This is a genomic window from Pseudonocardia nematodicida, assembly GCF_040105385.1.
GTDB classification, from domain to species: domain Bacteria; phylum Actinomycetota; class Actinomycetes; order Mycobacteriales; family Pseudonocardiaceae; genus Pseudonocardia; species Pseudonocardia nematodicida.
The window spans coordinates 62,097-80,984 of record NZ_JBEDNQ010000016.1 but is presented as its reverse complement, the minus strand read 5'-3'; the positions used below and the strand labels follow the sequence as shown (position 1 = coordinate 80,984).

The window sequence follows — 18,888 nt, the reverse complement described above, 5'->3', positions numbered from 1 at the left end:
GCGGACGTAGGGTGCGGTACGTGCCGTTCCAGCCCCCTCCGCCGCACCCGTCGGGCGCCCGGCCACCGGTGATCCCGCCGGAGCTGGTGCCCCGGCACGTCGCCCTCGTGATGGACGGCAACGGCCGCTGGGCCAACGCCCGCGGCCTGCCCCGCACCGAGGGGCACAAGCGCGGCGAGGAGTCCTTGATGGACGTCGCGCGCGGCTGCATCGACGTCGGCGTGCGGTGGCTCTCGGCGTACGCGTTCTCCACCGAGAACTGGCGCCGCAGCCCGGACGAGGTCCGGTTCCTGATGGGCTTCAACCGCGACGTCATCCGGCGCCGGGTGGACGAGATGCACGCGATGGGCGTGCGCGTCCGCTGGGCGGGCCGCCGTCCGAAGCTGTGGCGCTCGGTGATCAAGGAGCTCGAGGTCGCCGAGGAGAAGACCCGGCACAACGACGTCCTGAATCTGACGATGTGCGTGAACTACGGCGGCCGCGCCGAGATCGTCGACTCGGTCCGGCAGATCGCCCGGCTCGCCGCCGAGGGCCGGATCAACCCGGACAAGATCGACGAGCGGATGCTGGCCCGGTACCTCGACGAGCCGGACATGCCCGACGTGGACCTGTTCGTGCGGTCGTCGGGGGAGCAGCGGACGTCGAACTTCCTGCTGTGGCAGTCCGCCTACGCCGAGATGGTCTTCCTGGACACGCTGTTCCCGGACTTCGACCGCCGGCACATCTGGCAGGCGATCGAGATCTACGCCCGCCGGGACCGCCGCTTCGGCGGGGCCATCGACACGGCGGGTGCCCCGTGACCGGCACCGTGATCCCCGGGATGCTCGCCACCGCGCAGGCCGCGCTGGAACGCTTCCACGACGTCCAGGTCGACGACGACGGCGCGCTCACCTTCGCGCACGGCGGCGTGCTGTGCGTCGTGCAGGGCACCGAGCTGGAGGAGGGCCTGCCGGTCCTCAACATCACCTGCGTCGTCGCGTGGGACCTGCCCGACGACGACATCCCCGCCCGGGTGGGGCTGGGGGTCGGCGAGGGGCTGTTCGGCACCCCGCGGGTGGTCCGCGGCGAGCACGGCTGGGACGTGACGCTGCGCTACGCGTTCCCGGCCGCCGGGCTGGACGAGCAGCCGATGGGCACGCTGCTGATGCTGGTCGTGTCCTCGGCGTCGTCGATGCGCGCGGAGCTGGTGAGCGAGTGAGGCCCGGCGGTCGAGAGCCGAAGCGGCGGCACTGATGGCCCGGGTACCGGCATCGCAGGTGCTGGTGCTCGGCGGGCTGACCGCGTTCGGCCCGCTGGCGCTCGACCTCTACCTGCCGGCGCTCCCGGCACTGACCCGCGACCTCGGCACCACCGAGTCGCTCGGCCAGGCGACCATGTCGGTCTGCATGCTCGGGCTGGCCGCCGGGCAGCTGCTGTTCGGCCCGCTGTCGGACCGGTACGGCCGCCGGGCTCCGCTGCTGATCGGCGTCGGCGCGTTCGCGGTGACGGCGGCGCTGTGCGCGCTCGCCCCGTCGATCGAGCTGCTGCTGGTGCTGCGGCTGCTCGGGGGGCTGGCCGGCGCGTGCGGGATCGTCTGCGCGCGGGCGATGGTCCGCGACCTGTACGACGGCGCGGCCGCCGCGCGGATGTTCGCGTTGCTGCTGCTGGTCAGCGGGGCTGCGCCGGTCGTCGCGCCGGTGCTCGGCAGCCAGCTGCTGCGGATCACGGACTGGCGCGGGCTGTTCTGGGCCCTCGCCGCGATCGGGATCGTGCTGTTCGCCGCCGCGCTGACCCGGCCGGAGACGCTGCCGGCCGACCGGCGCCGGGCCGGTGGTCTCCCGGCGACGGCACGGTCGGTCCGCGTGGTGACGGCCGACCGCAGCTTCCTCGGCCCGACCCTGGTGCTGTCGCTGACCTGCACCGGGATGTTCGTCTACATCGCGATGGGCAGCTACGTCCTGCAGGACGGCTACGGGCTCGGCGCCCAGGCCTACGGCGCGGTGTTCGCGGTCAACGCGGTCGGCATCGTCGCCGCGGGCCGGGTGAGCGCCGCGCTGGTCGACCGGACCGGGCCGCGCCGGCTGCTGCTCGCCGGGGTGGCGGTCGCGCTGACCGGCGCGCTCGGGCTGCTCGCCGGGACGCTGTTCGCGACGTCGGTGTGGGCGGTGCTCGTGCCGCTGTTCCTGGTCGTGGCCGCGGTCGGCTTCGTGCTGCCGAACGGGACGGCGCTCGCACTGGACGGGCAGCGCGAGCGGGCCGGGACGGCGTCCGGGGTGCTGGGACTGGCCCAGTTCGGGTTCGGCGCCGTGGTCCCGCCGGTGGTGTCGCTGGGCGGGGTCACGGCCGTCGCGATGGCGGTGACGATCCTCGTCTCCGTCCTCGCCGGCGCGGCCGCGCTGGGCCTGCTCCGCCGCCCGGCCCGCTGACTACTTCTTGCGGTTGGTCCCCAGCTCCTCCTCGATCGGGTTCACCGGGTCGACGTCCTTCGTCCCCTCCGACAGGCTGCTGTGCGTGTGCTCGGTCCGCCGCTGCTTGCGGAGCTGCTCGGTCTCCTCACCGGACTCGTCGGCCGTGTCGACGACGGCCACCACGTCGGCCGCCGACCCGTAGTCCTCCGCGGGCACCGCGCGGATCGCTTCGACGGTCGCGGCGTCGGCCTCGTTGCGTTCGGCACCGGCGGCCAGTTCGTCCTTGCCGGCCGGGAACCTCACGCCCTGCAGGGCGGCGCGGACGGCATCGGGTGTGGTCGTGCGGGACGTCATGCTGTCTCCTCCTCGGGATCGTGTTCCGAGGAGGGTTGCCGGTGTGCGGCCGATCATGCACTCAGTCGTCGTGTTCCTCGGCGTCGTGTTCCCCGGCGTCGCCGGACAGGTGGACGATCGGGAGCTCCGCCAGCTGTGCCGCGGTCATCCCGTGCGCGACGCCGAGGACGTCGTTCTGCGCCTTCGTCATCCGGGCGTCGACCAGCGCGGACAGCGCGTAGGCCACCCGGCCGAGCAACCGGACCGTCGTCTCGTCGACCAGCGGGCGCGGCGTCGAGATCACCGCGACACCGCGCGGTGAGCCGTCGTTGGACTGGGCGACGCCGACCTCGTAGGACTCGCGCGGGTTCACGTGCCGGGACGCGTAGTGGTCGCGCAGCTTCAGCACCATGTCGTGGAAACCGGTGACGTCGCCGTCGAGCTCGAGCTCGGTCAGGTCGTCGCGGGTCAGCGTCTTCGTGCGCCCGCTGAAGCAGCGGACGTAGCCCAGCACCGCGCCGGTCCACAGTGCCTCGACCAGCGCCGGGTCCGAGTCGACCCGGGCCGGGCCCGCATCGGGGGCGCCGAGCGCGGTGACCAGGTGCTCGCAGCAGCGCAGCACGTACTGGAGATCGTCGAAGACGGCCGCGAGCTGGGCCAGCCCACCGGACTCGGGGACGTCGATCCGCCGTACGGCCGTCGGCGACTGCGTCTCGCTCATACCGGGACCGTATCGGTGTGATCGCGGACACGGTGTCGCGTTATGAGACGGGGCCGTGCCGGATCAGGACTCCCGGGCCGACGCGCAGCGCCGGCACAGCCCGAAGATCTCCAGGGTGTGCGAGAGCTCGGTGTACCCGTGCTGCTCGGCGATCGACTGTGCCCAGGACTCGACGGCGGGGCCCTCGATCTCGACGGCCGCGCCGCACCGCCGGCAGACCAGGTGATGATGGTGGTGGTCGGTGGCGCACCGCCGGTAGACGGCCTCCCCGGACGCGGTGCGCAGCACGTCGACCTCGCCGCCCTCGGCGAGGGTCTGCAGGGTCCGGTAGACGGTGGTCAGGCCGATGCCCTCACCGGCCCGGCGCAGCTCCTCGTGGATCTCCTGGGCGGAACGGAAGTCCTCGATCCGGTCGAGCAGCGCGGTCACCGCGGCCCGCTGCCGGGTGGCGCGGATGCCGCGCGGCCCGGCCGTCGACCGGACGGGTTCGTCCTGCAGCGCCTGATCGGTCACGAGTCCTCCTCCACGTGTGCGACCGCGTCCACGACGATGTGGGCGAGGTGGTCGTCCACCAGGGAGTAGAGCACCTCGCGTCCCTTGCGCTCGCCCTCGACCACCCCGGCCGCCTTGAGCACCCGCAGGTGCTGGCTGATCAGCGGCTGGGTCACACCGAGCGCGTCGACCAGGTCGTGCACGCACCGCGAGTGCTCCAGCAGCTGCAGGACGATCGCGATCCGGACCGGCGCGGCCAGCGCGCGCAGCAGGTCACCGGCCGCGGTCAGCGTGCGCGGGTCCCGGATCGGGCCGGGCACGGGCGCGGGACGGTCCCCGGGGTGCCCGTCGGGCTCCTCGATCCGGGTGGTCTCCGCGGGGGTCGCCATCACATCACTCGTCCTGTCCCCGGGGGCGGCGGCCACACCCCTGGCTGCATGCCGTCACCGGCCGCACCCGTCATGATAGGCGTGTTCGTTATCGTCGCGTCGTGCTGCTGGTCTGCCGCTTCACCGTGCCGGTCCCCACCGCGGACACCTTCGTCACCCGCGCGGCCCGTGCCCTGGAACTCCTTGCGGCCCGGCCCGGTTGCCGGGGCGGGGAGGCCGGGCAGGCGATCGAGGACCGGGAACAGTGGGTGCTGACGGTCCGCTTCGACTCCGTCGACGCCTACCGCCGCGCCCTGAGCCCCTTCGAGGTCCGCGAACACGTCCATCCCCTCCTGGCCGAAGCGGACACGACGACCGAGATGACCCACGAAACCCGCCTCACGGCCACCCCCGGCCGGCCGCCCCGACACCACCCCACCCTCCTGACCTGACTCCTCCGAGTACGCGATCGGGATCGGAGAACGCGTTCCCGATCGGGCGCGCGTTTTCCGAAGCCGATCGCCTATGGGAGCTGTCCACCGGGGCGGGGGAGTCGGGGTGGGTGTCCACAGGGGTGGGATTCGGGGGTGCGGGGGCCCGGATGGCGGGCAGGGTCACGGGTATGGGGACGCTGCACCGTCGATCCGACCTGCTCGGCGAGGGCCACACGGACGAGACCGTCCGTGGCGCGATCCGGGCGGGTCAGCTGACCCGGGTGCGACCCGGTGCCTATGTCGAGCCGGACGATCGGGGCCGCCCCGACGCCGACGCCCGGCATCGCACGCTCGTCGAGGCGACCCATCCGCTGCTCGCGCGGGACGCTGTGCTCAGCCACGCGTCAGCGGTCGTCGTGCATGCCCTGCCGTCGTGGGGGATAGGGCTGCGACGCGTCCACGCGACGAGGGACCTACCCTCCGGAGGGCGGACGAGCCGGCACGTGACCGTGCACGCGGCACCGCTCAGCGAGGGCGACGTGGTCGGCGTCGACGCGCTCCGGGTGACCTCGATCGCCCGGACGGTCGTCGACGTGGCGCGGAGCTGCTCCTTCGAGGCGTCGGTCGCCGTCGCCGATGCGGCGCTGTTCTCCGGACGGATGACCGTCGTCGAGTTCGACGGCGCGGTCGAGGCGGCTGCCGGACGGAGGGGAATCGCCCGCGCACGAGCCGTGCTGGCCTTCGCCGACGGGCGCGCCGGCGGCCCGGGTGAGTCGCGCAGCCGGGTCCGGATGGGGCGGCTCGGTGTGCCTGCGCCGACCTTGCAGCACGTCGTCCGTGACGTGCGTGGCCGGCACGTCGGGCAGGTCGACTTCTGGTGGAAGGAGGCCGGTGTCGTCGGGGAGTTCGACGGGATGGAGAAGTACGGCCGGTCGCTGCGCCCGGACGAGAAGCCCGGCGACGCGGTCGAGCGGGAGAAACGCCGGGAGGACGCCCTGCGGGCACAGCCCTCGGTCCGTCACGTCGTCCGATGGACCTGGCACGACCTCGACGACTTCGACGCCGTAGCCACCCGCCTACACCACCTGCTGGCCACCGCCCGACCCCACTCGTGATCGTGTACGCGATCGGGCTCGGAGAATGCGATCCCGATCGGACGCGCGTTCTCACAACCCGATCGCGTTCACCGGGACCGGGGTGGGGCGAGGCGGGCGGGATCCGGGGGTGGGGGGTCGGTAGCCTGGGGGCCCCTGCCGGGGAGAATCCGATCCACGTTTCTGGAGTGCCGCCCGTGGCCAGCAAGCCCACCTCCGCCAAGATCGAGACCATCGTTGCGCTGACCAAGCGGCGCGGATTCGTCTTCGCCTCCGGCGAGATCTACGGCGGAACCCGGTCGGCGTGGGACTACGGGCCGCTCGGCGTCGAGCTCAAGGACAACATCAAGCGGCAGTGGTGGAAGACGATGGTCACCGGCCGGGAGGACGTCGTCGGCCTCGACTCGTCGGTGATCCTGCCCCGCGAGACCTGGGTGGCGTCCGGCCACGTCGGCACCTTCACCGACCCGCTGGTGGAGTGCACCTCCTGTCACAAGCGCTTCCGCGCCGACCAGCTGGCCGAGGAGTTCGCCTCGCGCAAGGGCCGCGACCCGGAGCAGGCCGACCCGAACGATCTCTCCGAGATCCCCTGCCCGAACTGCGGCACCCGCGGCCAGTACACCGAGCCGCGCGACTTCAACATGATGCTCAAGACCTTCCTCGGCCCCGTGGAGTCCGAGGAGGGCATGGCCTACCTGCGTCCGGAGACCGCGCAGGGCATCTTCGTCAACTTCCTGAACGTGCAGACGACGTCGCGCAAGAAGCCGCCGTTCGGCATCGGCCAGATCGGCAAGAGCTTCCGCAACGAGATCACCCCGGGCAACTTCATCTTCCGGACCCGCGAGTTCGAGCAGATGGAGATGGAGTACTTCGTCGAGCCGGGCAGCGACGAGGAGCTGCACCAGTACTGGATCGACGAGCGCACCCGCTGGTACACCGACCTGGGCATCGACCCGGAGAACCTGCGGCACTACGAGCACGCCAAGGAGAAGCTCTCCCACTACTCGAAGCGCACCGTCGACATCGAGTACCGGTTCAACTTCACCGGCCAGGAGTGGGGCGAGCTCGAGGGCATCGCGAACCGCACCGACTTCGACCTGACGTCGCACTCGAACCACTCGGGCGTCGACCTGTCGTTCTACGACCAGGCCAGCGACACCCGGTACAAGCCGTACGTGATCGAGCCGGCGGCCGGCGTCGGGCGCTCGATGATGGCGTTCCTGATCGACGCCTACGTCGAGGACGAGGCGCCGAACGCCAAGGGCGGCGTCGACAAGCGCGTCGTGCTGAAGCTGGACCGCCGGCTCGCGCCGATCAAGGCCGCGGTGCTCCCGCTGTCGCGCAACGCCGACCTGTCGCCCAAGGCGAAGGACCTGGCCGCGCAGCTGCGCAAGCACTGGAACGTCGACTTCGACGACGCCGGCGCCATCGGCCGCCGCTACCGCCGGCAGGACGAGATCGGCACGCCGTTCTGCATCACGGTCGACTTCGACACCCTCACCGACCAGGCCGTCACGATCCGCGAGCGGGACTCGATGGCGCAGGAGCGGGTGGCGCTCGACCAGGTGGAGACCTACCTGGCGACGCGGCTGCTCGGCTGCTGATTCCTCAGGGCCGGTAGGCCAGCAGCTGCACCCCGAGCTCGGCCTCGGCGCGGCGGACCTCGGCGAGCTGGTCCGCGCTGAGCGCCGCGTACGGCGGCTCGGGACGGTAGGCGACGAGCGCGACGCCGATGTGCGCTTCGAGATCCCGCACGCGGGACAGCGCGACGTCGTCGAGCTCGGCGGGGTGCAGGGACGGTGTGGTCATCGCCGGTCCTCCCGGGGTTGCGCGACAACACGAGCGCGGCTACTCACGAGGGTAGGACCGCCCCGGACCGGGCGCAGCTCGTGCGCCCGATCCGGGGAACAGCCTCAGACGGGCTCGGGCAGCAGCCGTTCCACCAGGTCGGACAGCGTCACGATGCCGACCAGCCGACCGTCGTCGGAGACGAGCGCCAGGTGCGCCCGCTGCTCGCGCATCGTGTTCACCGCGGAGTGGTACGCGGTGTCCGCCGACAGCGTGAGCACCGGGCGCATCAGCTCGCGGGCCCGGGTGCCGGGCTCGCGGGTCAGCGTGTCCCGGACGTGCACGTAGCCGATCGGGGTGTCCCCGTCGCGCACGATGAGCCGGAGGTGCCCGGTCCGGCGCGCGGTCGCCTGGATCGTGGCGACGTCGTCGTCGGCCCCGACCCCGGACGGCTCGTGCGCCAGCTCGGAGAGCGGGGTGCGCTCGAGCTCCAGGGCGGTGACCAGCTGGTCGCGCCGCCCCTGGTCCAGGGTGCCCGCCTTCGCCGAGTGGTCGACCAGCTGCCGCAGGTCGTCGGCGTTGCGGCCGGATGCCATCTCGTCCACCGGCGTGACGCCGACGGCGTGCAGGCACCGGTTCGCCATCCCGTTCAGCATCACCAGCAGCGGCCGGGTCAGCACCATGAACCCGCGCATCGGCAGCGCGAGCATGATCGCCGACTTCTCCGGGTGCGAGATCGCCCAGGACTTCGGCGCCATCTCACCCACCACCAGGTGGACGAAGGTGACGATGATCAGCGAGAGCATGAACGAGAGCACCGTGGCGATGCCCGACGCCAGCCCCCAGCCCTCCAGGACCGGACGCAGGGCGTAGTCGACGGCCGGTTTGGCGACCGCACCGAGGCCCAGCGTGCACAGCGTGATGCCCAGCTGGGACCCGGCCAGCAGCAGCGACAGGTCCTTCGAGCTGCGCAGCGCGGCCCGCGCCGACGCCGAGGTCTGCGCGGCCTCCTCCAGCCGGTAGTTCCGCGCCGCGATCAGCGCGAACTCGATGGCGACGAAGAACGCGCTCAGCCCGACCAGGGCGATCGAGACGACGATCGAGGTGACGCTCATGCCCGCACCTCCTGCTCGTCGTACTCGTCGTCCTGTTCCGGCGACGACGGTTCGGTCCAGGCCAGCCGCACGGCGGACGGCACCCGGCGGTCGACGTCCTGGACGGTCAGCCGCAGTGCGCGGTCCGGGTCGTCCGGGTTGTCGGTGTGCAGGGTCAGCACCACCTCGTCACCGGGTTCGGGCAGCCGCTGCAGCTCGGCCATCACCAGTCCGCCGATCGTCTGGTACTCGCCCTCCGGCAGCTCGGCGTCGATCAGCCGGCCCACCTCGTCGATGTGCCGGTCACCGGGGACGACCCAGCCGTCGTCGGCCTCGAGGGCCTGGTCGGTACCGGCCTGGTCGTGCTCGTCGGTGATCTCGCCGACCAGCTCCTCGGCCACGTCCTCGACGGTGATCACCCCGGCCAGCCCGCCGTACTCGTCCAGCACGCAGGCCAGCTCCTCGCCGGCCTCGCGCAGCCGGGCCAGCACCTGCGGCAGCGGCAGCGACGACGGCACCAGCACCGGCGTGCGCATCAGCTCGGAGACCCGCACCTGCGCGGGGTCCACCTCGGGACGGTCGCCGAGGGCGAGCACGTCCTTCAGGCACACCACGCCGACGAGCTCCTGCGCGTTGTCCGGGTCGGTCGCGCCCGGCGGAGTGCCGAGCACCGGGTAGCGGGAGTGCTGCGCCGCCATCTGGCTGATCAGGCTCTCGACGGTGGCGTCGTCGCGCACCCAGGACACCCGCGGCCGCGGGATCATCGCCGCCCGCGCGGTCCGGTCGGAGAAGTCCACCGCCCGGTCCAGCAGGGTCGCCAGCTCCGGGTCCAGGTCGCCGGAGTCCTTGGAGTCGTCGATGATCGCCTCGAGGTCGCGGCGGGTCGCCGAGTGCTCGACGTCGTGCACCGGCTCGATCCGCAGCGCGCGCAGCAGCGCGTTGGACGCGGCGTCGAAGATCCGGATGATCCACCCGAACAGCGCCAGGTAGGTCTTGGTCGACAGGGCCAGCCAGCGCGCGACCGGCTCCGGACGGGCGATGGCGAGGTTCTTCGGGAACAGCTCGCCGAACACCATCTGGACCACGGTCGAGAGCAGCAGCGCGAACGTGATGCCGATCGCGAGGCCGATACCGGACGGCACGTTCACGACACCGAGCAGCTCGGCGATCCCGTTGCCGATCAGCGGCTCGGCGACGTAACCGACGAGCAGACCGGTGACCGTGATCCCCAGCTGGGCGCCGGAGAGCATGAACGACGTGCGGCGGGTGATGTCGAGGGCGCGGACCGCGCCGGTGTCACCCTCGGCGGCGCGGGCCTTGAGGCGGGAGCGGTCGACGGCCATGTAGCCGAACTCCTGCGCCACGAAGTACCCGGTCAGGGCCGTGATGGCGAGGACGACCAGGATGCCGAGCAGGATGCCCAGGATCGTGCCGATCACCGGAGCGTCACCGCCCGGGTCTCGGGCCCGTGCTGCTCACGGGCGGGGACGGGGGCGATGCGGGGTCGCCGTCCGGGTGTGGGCCGGACGGCGCCGGGACTGTCGCTGGGGTCCATGACTCCTTCACTCGCGATGCGGTAGGTCTCGACGCGTACAACGCGTGCCCGGATCGTACGGTTCCGGCCTGCACACGTCTCGTTGGTAACGCCTATCACGCCGAATCGTCACCTGGGAACCGATGAGATGTGATCGACCACGCGGTCGGTACGTGCATGGTTCCCCGACTCGACCCGATGATCGTCAGCACCGACGGCGAGCGGCTCGCGGCCTTCTACCGAGAGCTGCTCGGCGCCGTCGAGACCGTCCGCCAGCCCGCCGAGGGACCGGCGTTCTACCTGGGCCTGGAGCTGGGCGGGACCCGGCTGGGGATCGTGTGCGACGCCGGCGCCCAAGCCGGTCCGCAGCGGTTCCTGCTGTCCGCGGAGCTGGACTCCGCCGCGGACGTCGACGTGCTGCTGCCGCGGGTGCGCGAGCTCGGCGGGACGGCCGAGGGTGAGGCGAACAACATGCCGTGGGGTCAACGGGTCGCGCACGTCACGGACCCGGACGGCAACACGCTGAACCTGGCGGGCCCGATCGCCTGACTCGCGGCCGCGCCTGCGCGTGGAATGTCGGGGCCCGTCGCTACCCTGGCCACCGTGACCACCGCGACTCCACCGGCCGACAGCCCGGAGACGGGCGGCAGCGTGCCGGCACAGTCCCGTCGCCTGCTCGGTGCGGCGCTGCGCCGCTGGTCCGCGGGCGGAGCTCCGGGGCCCTCGGGGATCGGCGTCGTCCGGGTACTGGAGCGGCACGGGTTCGGCTCGGTCGAGTCCGGGCAGATCCTGGCCGGGACGCGGGACGGCGAGTTCAGCGGCCTGCTCTACGCCGGCGCGCTGGACGACACGGCCCGCCCGCTGGTCTCCGAGGCCGCGCACGGGGCGGGCACGACGCGCGAGGCGCACGTCGCCGAGACCGCGGCCCTGGACGCCGGGCTGGCCTGCGCCGGTGGGGCGACGCTGGTCGGGCACCCGCTGCCCGGCGACGTCGCGGTCCGGCTCGGCGAGGCCCTGGAGGCGGCCCGGCCGGCCGCGCTGGCGTCGGTCGTCGGCGGCGGGACGGTGCTGCTGCTGACCGGTGACGACCTCACCGACCGGCTCGGCGGGCTCGGTGAACCGGATGCGACGGCCGCGGCCACCGAGGCGGCACGGGACCTGCTGCGCCGCGGCGCGACGGCCACCGAGCGCCTCTCCGCCGCCGGGACCGACGTGCTGCTCGACGTCTGGGTGCCGGTGCCGTCGATGCTGATCGTCGGCGCGGGCGCGCTCGGCGCCGCGCTGGACGCCCAGGCCGGCCTGCTCGGCTGGTCCACCCGCACCGTCACCACGCTCGACGAGGCGCGCGCGGCGGTCGCCGGCTTCACCGACGCCGACGTGCTCGTGCTCCTGGACCATGACCCGGCGTTCGACGCGGTGCTGCGCGACGGGCTCGCGCACGGCCGCGGCTTCCTCGGCGCGCTGGGCTCGCGCCGCACCCAGGCCGCGCGCCGCGGCCGGCTGGTCGCCGCCGGCGTCGACGAGGCCGGGCTGGCCGCGATCCACGGCCCGGTCGGGCTGGACCTGGGCGCGCGCACCCCGGCCGAGACCGCGGTGTCGATCGTCGCGCAGGTGATCGCGCGCCGGGCCGGGCGGACCGCCGGTGCGCTCGCGGCGTCGGCCGGGCGGATCGGCGGATGAGCGCTCCCTCCTCGCGCCGCGGCCTGGGCGGGCCGGGTGCCGCGCCCCCCGTGCCGCGCCCACCGGCGCCGCCGCGGCCGACCCCGGTGCGCCGCGGCCTGACCTGGGGCGCCCGGCTGCTCGTCGGCGGCCTGATCATGATCGTCGCGGTGGTCGGGGTGACGGCGCTGCGGGTCTGGCAGGTCGCCCGGGTCGACGACCAGCGCCCGGTGGACGCCGTCGTCGTGCTGGGGGCCGCGCAGTACAACGGCGAGCCGAGCGCGGTGCTGGCCGCGCGGCTGCGGCACGCCGCCCAGCTCTACGCCGACGGGATCGCGCCTCGGATCGTCACGGTCGGCGGCGGCCGCACCGGGGACCGCTACACCGAGGCCGAGGCCAGCCGCGACTGGCTGATCGGCCGTGGGGTGCCGGCCTCGGCGGTGGAAGCGGTCCCCGAAGGCGTCGACACCCTCGGCAGCCTGGAGGCCGTCGCCGCGGACGCCCGCGAGCAGGGCTGGTCCTCGGCGCTGCTGGTGTCCGACCCGTGGCACAGCCTGCGCGCCCGGACGATGGCCCGGGACGCGGGGCTGGAGGCCTGGACGTCGCCGACCCGTAGCGGGCCGATCGTGCAGACCCGCGAGACGCAGGCCCGCTACATCTACCGCGAGACCGGCGCGATGCTGTTCTACGAGCTCACCCACGCCTCGGTCGACACCGCGAGCAGCGGGCTGGGATGAGCGCGTTCGCCACCTCCGCCGAACCCGGATACACATCTGCCGATGCCGAGCGGCCGCATCCGGAGCCGCCGAAGGGCTCCGGGCTGGGGGAGCGTGGGCGGGTCGAGCGGCGCAGCCCGTTCTCCCGGGACCGCGCCCGGGTGCTGCACTCGGCGGCGCTGCGCCGCCTGGCCGGCAAGACCCAGGTCGTCGGGCCGGGGGAGGGCGCCGAGGTCACCGGCATCCCGCGGACCCGGCTCACACACTCGCTGGAGGTCGCCCAGATCGGCCGCGGCATCGCCGAGGACCTGGGGCTGGACCCTGATGTCGTCGACGCCGCCGGGCTCGCCCACGACATCGGCCACCCGCCGTTCGGGCACAACGGCGAGCGCGCCCTGGACGAGGCCGGGGCCGGGTGCGGCGGGTTCGAGGGGAACGCGCAGACTCTGCGGATCCTCACCAGGCTCGAGCCGAAGGCCCGCTCGCTCGACGGCCGCGTCCCCGGCGGGCTCAACCTGACCCGGGCGACGCTGGACGCGTCGGCCAAGTACCCGTGGCCGCGTCGTGGGGCGGAGCGCAAGTTCGGCGCCTACCCCGACGACGTGCCCGCCCTGGACTGGGTGCGGATCGGTGCCCGTCCCGGCGTGCGCAGCATGGAGGCCCAGGTCATGGACTGGGCCGACGACGTCGCCTACTCGGTGCACGACGTCGAGGACGCGGTGCTGGCCGGCCGGATGGACCTCGCCGTGCTGTCCTCACCGGTCGAGCGGGCCGCGCTCGCCGCGGAGGCCGCGCGGCTGTTCGGGCCCGAGACCGGGGCGTGCGCCGAGGCCGCCGCCCGGCTCGACGCGCTGCCGGTGGTGCGGGCGGTCCGCGGGTTCGACGTCCGCGCCGCCGCCGGGGACGACCTCGTCGCGATGAAGCGGATGACCAGCGAGCTGGTGGGCCGGTTCGCGCACGCCGCCACCGACGCGACCCTCGACACCTACGGCGACGCCCCGCTCGCCCGGCACCGCGCCGACCTCGTCGTCCCGGCCGGCGCCGAGGCCGAGGTCGTGCTGCTCAAGGCGCTGGCCACCCGTTACGTGATGAGCGACCCGGAGCGCCTCGCGATGCAGGCGCGGCAGCGGGAGCTGCTGGCCGAGCTGGTCGCGGCCCTGACCGCCCGCGCCCCGGACGTCCTCGACCCGGTGCGGGCCGAGGACTGGGTGCGCGCCGGCGACGACGCGGCCCGGCTCCGGGTGGTGATCGACCAGGTCGCGCTGCTCACCGACGCGCACGCCGTGGCCTGGCACCGGGAGCTGTGCCGCCCCTCCTGAGCCGCCCCGGCCGTGTCGGGCCCGCCCGGCGCGAGCCTCACCCATGATCCTTCTCTGTGGAAGCCACGTGCAGGTGGAGTCGCGCGCAGGTTCCGCGGAGAAGGTTCATGGGCGCATGATCCTTCTCTACGGAACCCGGGAAGCGGTGCGGTGCGACGCGGATTCCATAGAGACGGATCATGAGAGTGATCCCTGTCTGTGGAACCTCGCGGGCAGTGCAGTACTCACCGGATTCCGCGGAGAGGGATCATGGGCGTGGCACGGGGTGGCGCCGTTCAGCGCAGGGTGTGCGCCGGCTGCGCCGCGTCGGCGTCGGTGGTGGAGGCCCGGTCCGGGCAGCTGCCCAGCACGCGGTTCATCGCGTCCCGCTCGGCGGCGGTGACCCAGAGGTCGTACTTGGCCTTCACCGCGACCTGCCGGGCGACGTAGGCGCACCGGTAGCCGGCGTCCGGCGGGAGCCAGGTGGCGGCGTCGCCGTCGCCCTTGCGGGCGTTGGTCGGGCCGTCGACGGCGATCAGGTTCAGCGGGTCGTTCCCGATCATCTCGCGGGTCTGCGGGTCGAGCTGCTGGGCGCCCTTCTGCCAGGCGTCGGACAGCGCGACGACGTGGTCGATCTGTACCGCCGTACTGGTGTCCTGCCCGCGGGTGAACTCGATGGTCTTCCCGGTGTAGGAGCCCTGCAGGACGCCGGTGAGCACGACACAGTCCCGTGTGCCCGGCTTGAAGGTCTCGCCGTCCATGTCCCGGGCGAGGACCTGGTTGCGCTGGTCGCAGCCGTCCCGGTCGACGTCGGCCCAGCGGCGGCCGAACTCGTCGCGCGAGTAGCCGGTCTTCGGGGCGCGCCCCTTGACCTCCAGCCCGGTCACCTGGGCGGCGGCGCTGCCGGGGGCGGCCTCCCGGCCGTCGGCCCACACGGCGTAGGTCCCGGCCGAGTCACCGGCGCCGGACTCCGCCGGGTCGAACACGCCCGCCTCGATCGCCGAGTCCAGGGCGTCGGCGAACGCCCCCGGCGACCCGCATCCGGACACCGTCACCAGCACCGTGGCCGCCAGCGCGACCTGCTTCCACCGTCGGACTCGCACGAGGGGAGATCCTCGCGAATCCGGACGCGCCAGCCGTGCGGACACGCCGTCACCCCGCGATGAGTGATGACACAGGGTGAAGGGGGTTGCGTTCAGCCGGTCCGGACGAGCCCGGCGTCGTCGACGACCGGGCGGCCGCCCTTGACCACCGTGTGCAGCGCGTGCGCCGGGTCGGCGAGCACGGTGACGTCGTCGAGCGGGTCGCCGTCGACGACGACCAGGTCCGCATGCGCACCGGGCGCGACGACGCCGAGTTCGCCCTCGGCGCGCAGCAGCCGCGCGGCCGTCGTCGTCGCCGAGCGCAGCACGTCGGCCGAGGACACGACCTGCGCCCGGATGCGGAACTCGGCGGACTGGTGGGACTGCATCTCACCGAGCAGGTCGGTGCCGAACACGACGTTCACCCCGCCCTCGGTCGCCAGCCGCAGCGCGTCGAGCCCGCCGGCGAGTACCTGGTCGATCTTGAGCTGCGAGGCGACCGGAAGGCCGTGCCGGGCACCCTCGGCCTTGAGCCGGTCGTAGGTGACCAGGGTCGGGACCAGGAACGCGTCGTGCTCGCGGAACAGCGCGACGCTGCCGGAGTCGATCAGGTTGCCGTGCTCGATCGAGCGCACGCCGAGCCGGAGCCCGCGGTCGACGGCGCGGGCGGTGTAGGCGTGCCCGAGCACGTAGCGGTCGGCGGCCTCGGCCTCCTCGACGATCGCGCGGACCTCGTCGTCGGAGAACTGGGTGGAGTCGATCCGGTCGGTCGGGGACGCGACCCCGCCGGAGAGCATGATCTTGATGTGGTCGGCACCGGTGCGGAGCTGGTCCCGGGCGGCGCGGCGGACCTCGCTCACGCCGTCGCACACGATGCCCAGGTGCGGGCAGCAGACGTGCTGGTCGAGCACCTGGGTGCCGGGGCCGCGGACGTCGCCGTGCCCGCCGGTCTGGGACAGCGCCTTGCCGCCGAAGAACAGCCGCGGTCCGACGAACAGGTCGCGGCGGACCGCCTCGGCGATGCCGTGGTCGGCGCCGGCGGCGTCACGGACCGTGGTGAAGCCGCGGGCGAGCATGCCGTTCAGCAGCCGCTGCGCCTGCGCCGCGACCAGGAACGGCGAGGTGTCGCCCAGGGTCGCGAGGTCGGCGGTGGAGGCGGTGACGTGCACGTGCGCGTCGATCAGTCCGGGAAGGACGGTCCGGCCGCCGGCGTCGAGGGTGTCGTCCTCGGTCCCGGCGGTGCCGGCCGGCGCGACCTCGGTGATCCGACCCTCCCGGATCAGGACGTCACGCGGCTCGCTCACCGTCGCCGTCTCCGGATCGGCGACGCGGGCGTTGCGGACGGCCGACAGCACGGGGGACAGGTGCACGATGCCTCCAGCGACACGGAACAGTGACTTCACTGCAATATATGTTGCAGACGACGGGGACGCGAGAGGACAACGGCGATGGCCGATCTGCGGCGGTGGCTCGACGGCCTGGTGGGTGATCGCGTGCCGGGCCGGGGCGTCCGCGCGGTGCTCGACGCCGCGGTGACCGACCCCGAGCTGTGCGCCTACGCCTCCACCCATGCGGTCGCGCGTGCGGCGGGGGTGAATCCGGCGACCGTCGTGCGGGCGGCGCAGGCGGTCGGCTTCGGGGGCTGGCCGGAGTTCGCGACCGAGCTGCGCAGCCGCTACCTGTCGTCGCTGGCCGTCGACCGGATCTACGACCTCTACGCCGACGACCGGTACGCCGACGACCCGGACGGCCCCGGCCGTGTCGACCCCGGTCCCGCCGGTGCGGACGAGCCCGCGAGGTCGGCACCGCCCGGGACCGGCGACGACGTGGTCCGCCGGGTCGTCGGGCACGACCTGCACCTGCTGCACACCATGCTCGCGAGCACCGATCCCGCGGCCGTGCACCGGGCCGCCGAGGCCGTCCGCACCGCCCGCCGGACCGTCGTGTTCGCCACCGGCACCTACGCCGCACCGGGGATCCAGCTCGCGCACGTCGCCCAGATGCTCGGACACGACGTGACCGTCCAGAACGGCGCCGCGACCGCGATGCTCAACAGCGCCCGGCTGCTCGGCGAGGGGGACTGCCTGTTCACCTTCAGCCTCTGGCGCACCTCGGTCACCGTGCGGCAGGCGGCCGAGGTGGCCCGGCGCGCCGGCGCGACCGTCGTCGCCGTGGTGGACCGCCGCTCGGCGGTCGCCGAGCTCGCCGACGTCGTCGTGACGGTCCCGAGCGAGGGCCGCGGCTTCGTCCCCTCGATCGTCTGCGCGGTGAGCGTCACCCAGACGATCCTGCGGTTGCTCGCCGACGCCGATCCGGTGACGACGCGGGCCCGGCTCGCCGAGCTCGACGGGCTCTGGGGCTCGCTCGGGATCGTGGAGGACGACTAGCAGCCCTGGTCTGCAACGAATATTGCATCTAGGCTCCCGCCATGGCCGCGCTCAACGTCACGCTGCTGGTGCTCTACCTCGGCTTCATGGCCGTCGTGGCGCTGCGGTTCTCCCGCGCGTCGTCGATGCGCGACGGCGAGGACTTCGTGCTCGCCGGGCGCTCGCTGTCCACGACGGTGCTGGGCGCGACGATGCTCGCGACGTTCGTCGGCAGCGGGTCGATCGTCGGTGGGGCGAACTTCGTCTACACCTACGGCCCGATCGCCGGGATGTTCTTCTTCGCCGGCACGCTGATCGGGATCCTGTGCCTGCTGATCCTGGTGACCCGGGTCCGCACCGGCGGCTTCCGGACGGTGCCGGAGCTGTTCCAGGACCGCTACGGCACGGCGGCGCGCTACATCGGCACCGTCATGATCATCATCGCGTTCGTCGGGATCACCGCGTACCAGTTCACCGGCGCCGGCTACATCATCTCGCTGCTGGTGCCGGTGTCCGAGACCCAGGGCGCGATCGTCGCCGCCGTGCTGGTCACCGTGCTGTCGATGTCCGGCGGGCTCAAGTCGGTCGCCTGGACCGACGCGATCTCCTCCGCGCTGGTCGTCCTCGGGCTGTTCGTCTGCCTGATCTACGTCTTCGCCACCGACGTCGGCGGGCTGGGCGGCTACGTCGACCGGCTCGACCCCGCGCTGCGCACGGTGACCGGCGGTCTCGGCCCGCTGGCCCTGCTCGGCTACTTCCTGCCGGTGTTCCTGCTGATCCTCGGTGACCAGAACATGCACCAGCGCCTGTCGGCCGCCCGCGACTCGAGGACGGCGGTCCGGGCGACGCTGCTGTTCTTCGGCGGCGCCCTGCTGATGATCACCCCGATCGTGCTGCTGGCCTCGTCGTCGAGCTTCCTGCTGCCCGGCATCGAGGCCGACACCGCGGTGCTCGCGCTCGCCGGCGGCGACATCACCCCGCCTGTCGTCGGCGGGCTGCTGCTGGTCGGCGCGTTCGCACTGATCGTCACGACCGGGTCGTCGTACCTGCTGACCAGCTCGGCGAACATCGTCTACGACGTCGTGTTCCTGCGTCGCCCCGAGCGCGCCGGCGGACCGCTCGGGGTGCTCGTCGGACGGTCGTCGGTGCTGGTGCTGGCGGTGCTGGCGTTCGTGATGGTCCAGTTCTTCCCGTCGGTGCTCGCGCTGCAGATGTACGCCTACACGATGTACGGCGCGGCGCTGACCCCGGTGATCCTCGCGGCGCTGTTCTGGCGGCGGGTGGGCGCCGTCGCGGCGATCGCGACGATCGTGGTCGGCGGCGCGGTGACGGTGTTCTGGGAGGCGACCGGACGGGCGGACGACCTCAACTCGGTCGTGGTCTCGCTGCCCGCGGCGCTGGCGATGCTGGTGGTGACGGCCCTGGTGTTCCCGCGCCGGGAGGCGGCCGAGGAGCCGGTCGCGGTCTGAGGGCTGTCACGTTCCGCGCGGCCGTCCCGTCCTCCTGGTGACACACCCGTCAC

The 18,888-nt window shown here is 73.2% G+C and carries 21 protein-coding genes; 12 read left to right on the top strand and 9 right to left on the bottom strand.

Going from position 1 to position 18,888, the window contains the following annotated elements:
* The first annotated feature begins 20 nt into the window (after positions 1–20).
* The 3 genes from WIS52_RS29975 to WIS52_RS29965 are packed head-to-tail and all read left to right on the top strand — an operon-like array spanning position 21 to position 2,405.
* Entirely contained in the window at positions 21–800 is a 780-nt protein-coding gene (locus WIS52_RS29975; protein WP_349301782.1) for an isoprenyl transferase, read from the top strand.
* A 20-nt stretch (positions 801–820) separates the two neighbouring features.
* On the top strand, positions 821–1,198 hold the full coding sequence (locus tag WIS52_RS29970; RefSeq protein WP_349301808.1) for a hypothetical protein: 378 nt from the start codon (positions 821–823) through the stop codon (positions 1,196–1,198).
* Between the two features lie 34 nt (positions 1,199–1,232).
* Positions 1,233–2,405 carry a multidrug effflux MFS transporter gene (locus WIS52_RS29965; protein ID WP_349301781.1) on the top strand — a complete coding sequence of 391 codons (1,173 nt, stop codon included), beginning with the start codon at positions 1,233–1,235 and terminating at the stop codon, positions 2,403–2,405.
* Here WIS52_RS29965 and WIS52_RS29960 read toward each other — a convergent pair whose 3' ends face one another.
* The 4 genes from WIS52_RS29960 to WIS52_RS29945 all read right to left on the bottom strand — a co-directional run bounded on the left by WIS52_RS29960 (position 2,406) and on the right by WIS52_RS29945 (position 4,322).
* Entirely contained in the window at positions 2,406–2,741 is a 336-nt protein-coding gene (locus WIS52_RS29960) for a DUF2795 domain-containing protein (protein ID WP_349301780.1), read from the bottom strand. It abuts the gene before it with no gap.
* 61 nt (positions 2,742–2,802) lie between these two features.
* Complete coding sequence (locus tag WIS52_RS29955; RefSeq protein WP_349301779.1) at positions 2,803–3,441, bottom strand: hypothetical protein; 639 nt, start codon at positions 3,439–3,441, stop codon at positions 2,803–2,805.
* 63 nt (positions 3,442–3,504) lie between these two features.
* Positions 3,505–3,954: a Fur family transcriptional regulator gene (locus tag WIS52_RS29950; RefSeq protein WP_349301778.1), complete on the bottom strand. Its 450-nt coding sequence runs from the start codon at positions 3,952–3,954 to the stop codon at positions 3,505–3,507.
* The gene (locus WIS52_RS29945) at positions 3,951–4,322 is read right to left on the bottom strand and encodes an ArsR/SmtB family transcription factor (protein WP_349301777.1); all 372 of its coding nucleotides are present in this window, start codon (positions 4,320–4,322) and stop codon (positions 3,951–3,953) included. Before WIS52_RS29945 ends, WIS52_RS29950 begins: the two co-directional genes overlap by 4 nt.
* Positions 4,323–4,423: 101 nt before the next feature.
* Between WIS52_RS29945 and WIS52_RS29940 the strand changes: the two genes are divergently transcribed.
* The 3 genes from WIS52_RS29940 to WIS52_RS29930 all read left to right on the top strand — a co-directional run bounded on the left by WIS52_RS29940 (position 4,424) and on the right by WIS52_RS29930 (position 7,433).
* Complete coding sequence (locus tag WIS52_RS29940) at positions 4,424–4,753, top strand: antibiotic biosynthesis monooxygenase (protein WP_349301776.1); 330 nt, start codon at positions 4,424–4,426, stop codon at positions 4,751–4,753.
* A gap of 170 nt (positions 4,754–4,923) precedes the next feature.
* On the top strand, positions 4,924–5,850 hold the full coding sequence (locus WIS52_RS29935) for a hypothetical protein (RefSeq protein ID WP_349301775.1): 927 nt from the start codon (positions 4,924–4,926) through the stop codon (positions 5,848–5,850).
* A 176-nt stretch (positions 5,851–6,026) separates the two neighbouring features.
* Entirely contained in the window at positions 6,027–7,433 is a 1,407-nt protein-coding gene (locus WIS52_RS29930) for a glycine--tRNA ligase (RefSeq protein WP_349301774.1), read from the top strand.
* A gap of 4 nt (positions 7,434–7,437) precedes the next feature.
* On the opposite strand, the gene WIS52_RS29925 is transcribed toward WIS52_RS29930, so the two are convergent.
* From WIS52_RS29925 to WIS52_RS29915, 3 genes are all read right to left on the bottom strand, one after another.
* Entirely contained in the window at positions 7,438–7,638 is a 201-nt protein-coding gene (locus WIS52_RS29925; protein ID WP_349301773.1) for a hypothetical protein, read from the bottom strand.
* Between the two features lie 104 nt (positions 7,639–7,742).
* On the bottom strand, positions 7,743–8,732 hold the full coding sequence (locus WIS52_RS29920) for a hemolysin family protein (RefSeq protein WP_349301772.1): 990 nt from the start codon (positions 8,730–8,732) through the stop codon (positions 7,743–7,745).
* Entirely contained in the window at positions 8,729–10,150 is a 1,422-nt protein-coding gene (locus WIS52_RS29915) for a hemolysin family protein (protein WP_349301771.1), read from the bottom strand. The genes WIS52_RS29920 and WIS52_RS29915 overlap by 4 nt, the downstream gene beginning before the upstream one ends.
* A 272-nt stretch (positions 10,151–10,422) precedes the next feature.
* Here WIS52_RS29915 and WIS52_RS29910 point away from each other — a divergent pair, with 272 nt between their 5' ends.
* The 4 genes from WIS52_RS29910 (at position 10,423) to WIS52_RS29895 (ending at position 13,939) form a co-directional block, all read left to right on the top strand.
* Positions 10,423–10,794, top strand: a complete 372-nt coding sequence (locus tag WIS52_RS29910; protein ID WP_349301770.1) for a VOC family protein — start codon at positions 10,423–10,425, stop codon at positions 10,792–10,794.
* Between the two features lie 54 nt (positions 10,795–10,848).
* Positions 10,849–11,925 (top strand): XdhC family protein, encoded by a 1,077-nt coding sequence (locus WIS52_RS29905; RefSeq protein WP_349301769.1) that lies wholly within the window; start codon positions 10,849–10,851, stop codon positions 11,923–11,925.
* Between the two features lie 137 nt (positions 11,926–12,062).
* The gene (locus tag WIS52_RS29900; protein WP_349301807.1) at positions 12,063–12,641 is read left to right on the top strand and encodes a YdcF family protein; all 579 of its coding nucleotides are present in this window, start codon (positions 12,063–12,065) and stop codon (positions 12,639–12,641) included.
* Positions 12,638–13,939, top strand: a complete 1,302-nt coding sequence (locus WIS52_RS29895; protein WP_349301768.1) for a deoxyguanosinetriphosphate triphosphohydrolase — start codon at positions 12,638–12,640, stop codon at positions 13,937–13,939. Before WIS52_RS29900 ends, WIS52_RS29895 begins: the two co-directional genes overlap by 4 nt.
* A 275-nt stretch (positions 13,940–14,214) precedes the next feature.
* Here WIS52_RS29895 and WIS52_RS29890 read toward each other — a convergent pair whose 3' ends face one another.
* Positions 14,215–15,021, bottom strand: coding sequence for an HNH endonuclease family protein (locus WIS52_RS29890; RefSeq protein WP_349301767.1), 807 nt, complete (start codon positions 15,019–15,021; stop codon positions 14,215–14,217).
* Positions 15,022–15,113: 92 nt separating this feature from the next.
* Positions 15,114–16,370, bottom strand: a complete 1,257-nt coding sequence (locus WIS52_RS29885; RefSeq protein WP_349301766.1) for a metal-dependent hydrolase family protein — start codon at positions 16,368–16,370, stop codon at positions 15,114–15,116.
* A 78-nt stretch (positions 16,371–16,448) separates the two neighbouring features.
* Between WIS52_RS29885 and WIS52_RS29880 the strand changes: the two genes are divergently transcribed.
* The gene (locus WIS52_RS29880) at positions 16,449–17,387 is read left to right on the top strand and encodes a MurR/RpiR family transcriptional regulator (RefSeq protein ID WP_349301765.1); all 939 of its coding nucleotides are present in this window, start codon (positions 16,449–16,451) and stop codon (positions 17,385–17,387) included.
* Between the two features lie 41 nt (positions 17,388–17,428).
* Positions 17,429–18,835 (top strand): sodium:solute symporter family protein, encoded by a 1,407-nt coding sequence (locus WIS52_RS29875; RefSeq protein ID WP_349301764.1) that lies wholly within the window; start codon positions 17,429–17,431, stop codon positions 18,833–18,835.
* Positions 18,836–18,888: the final 53 nt, after the last annotated feature.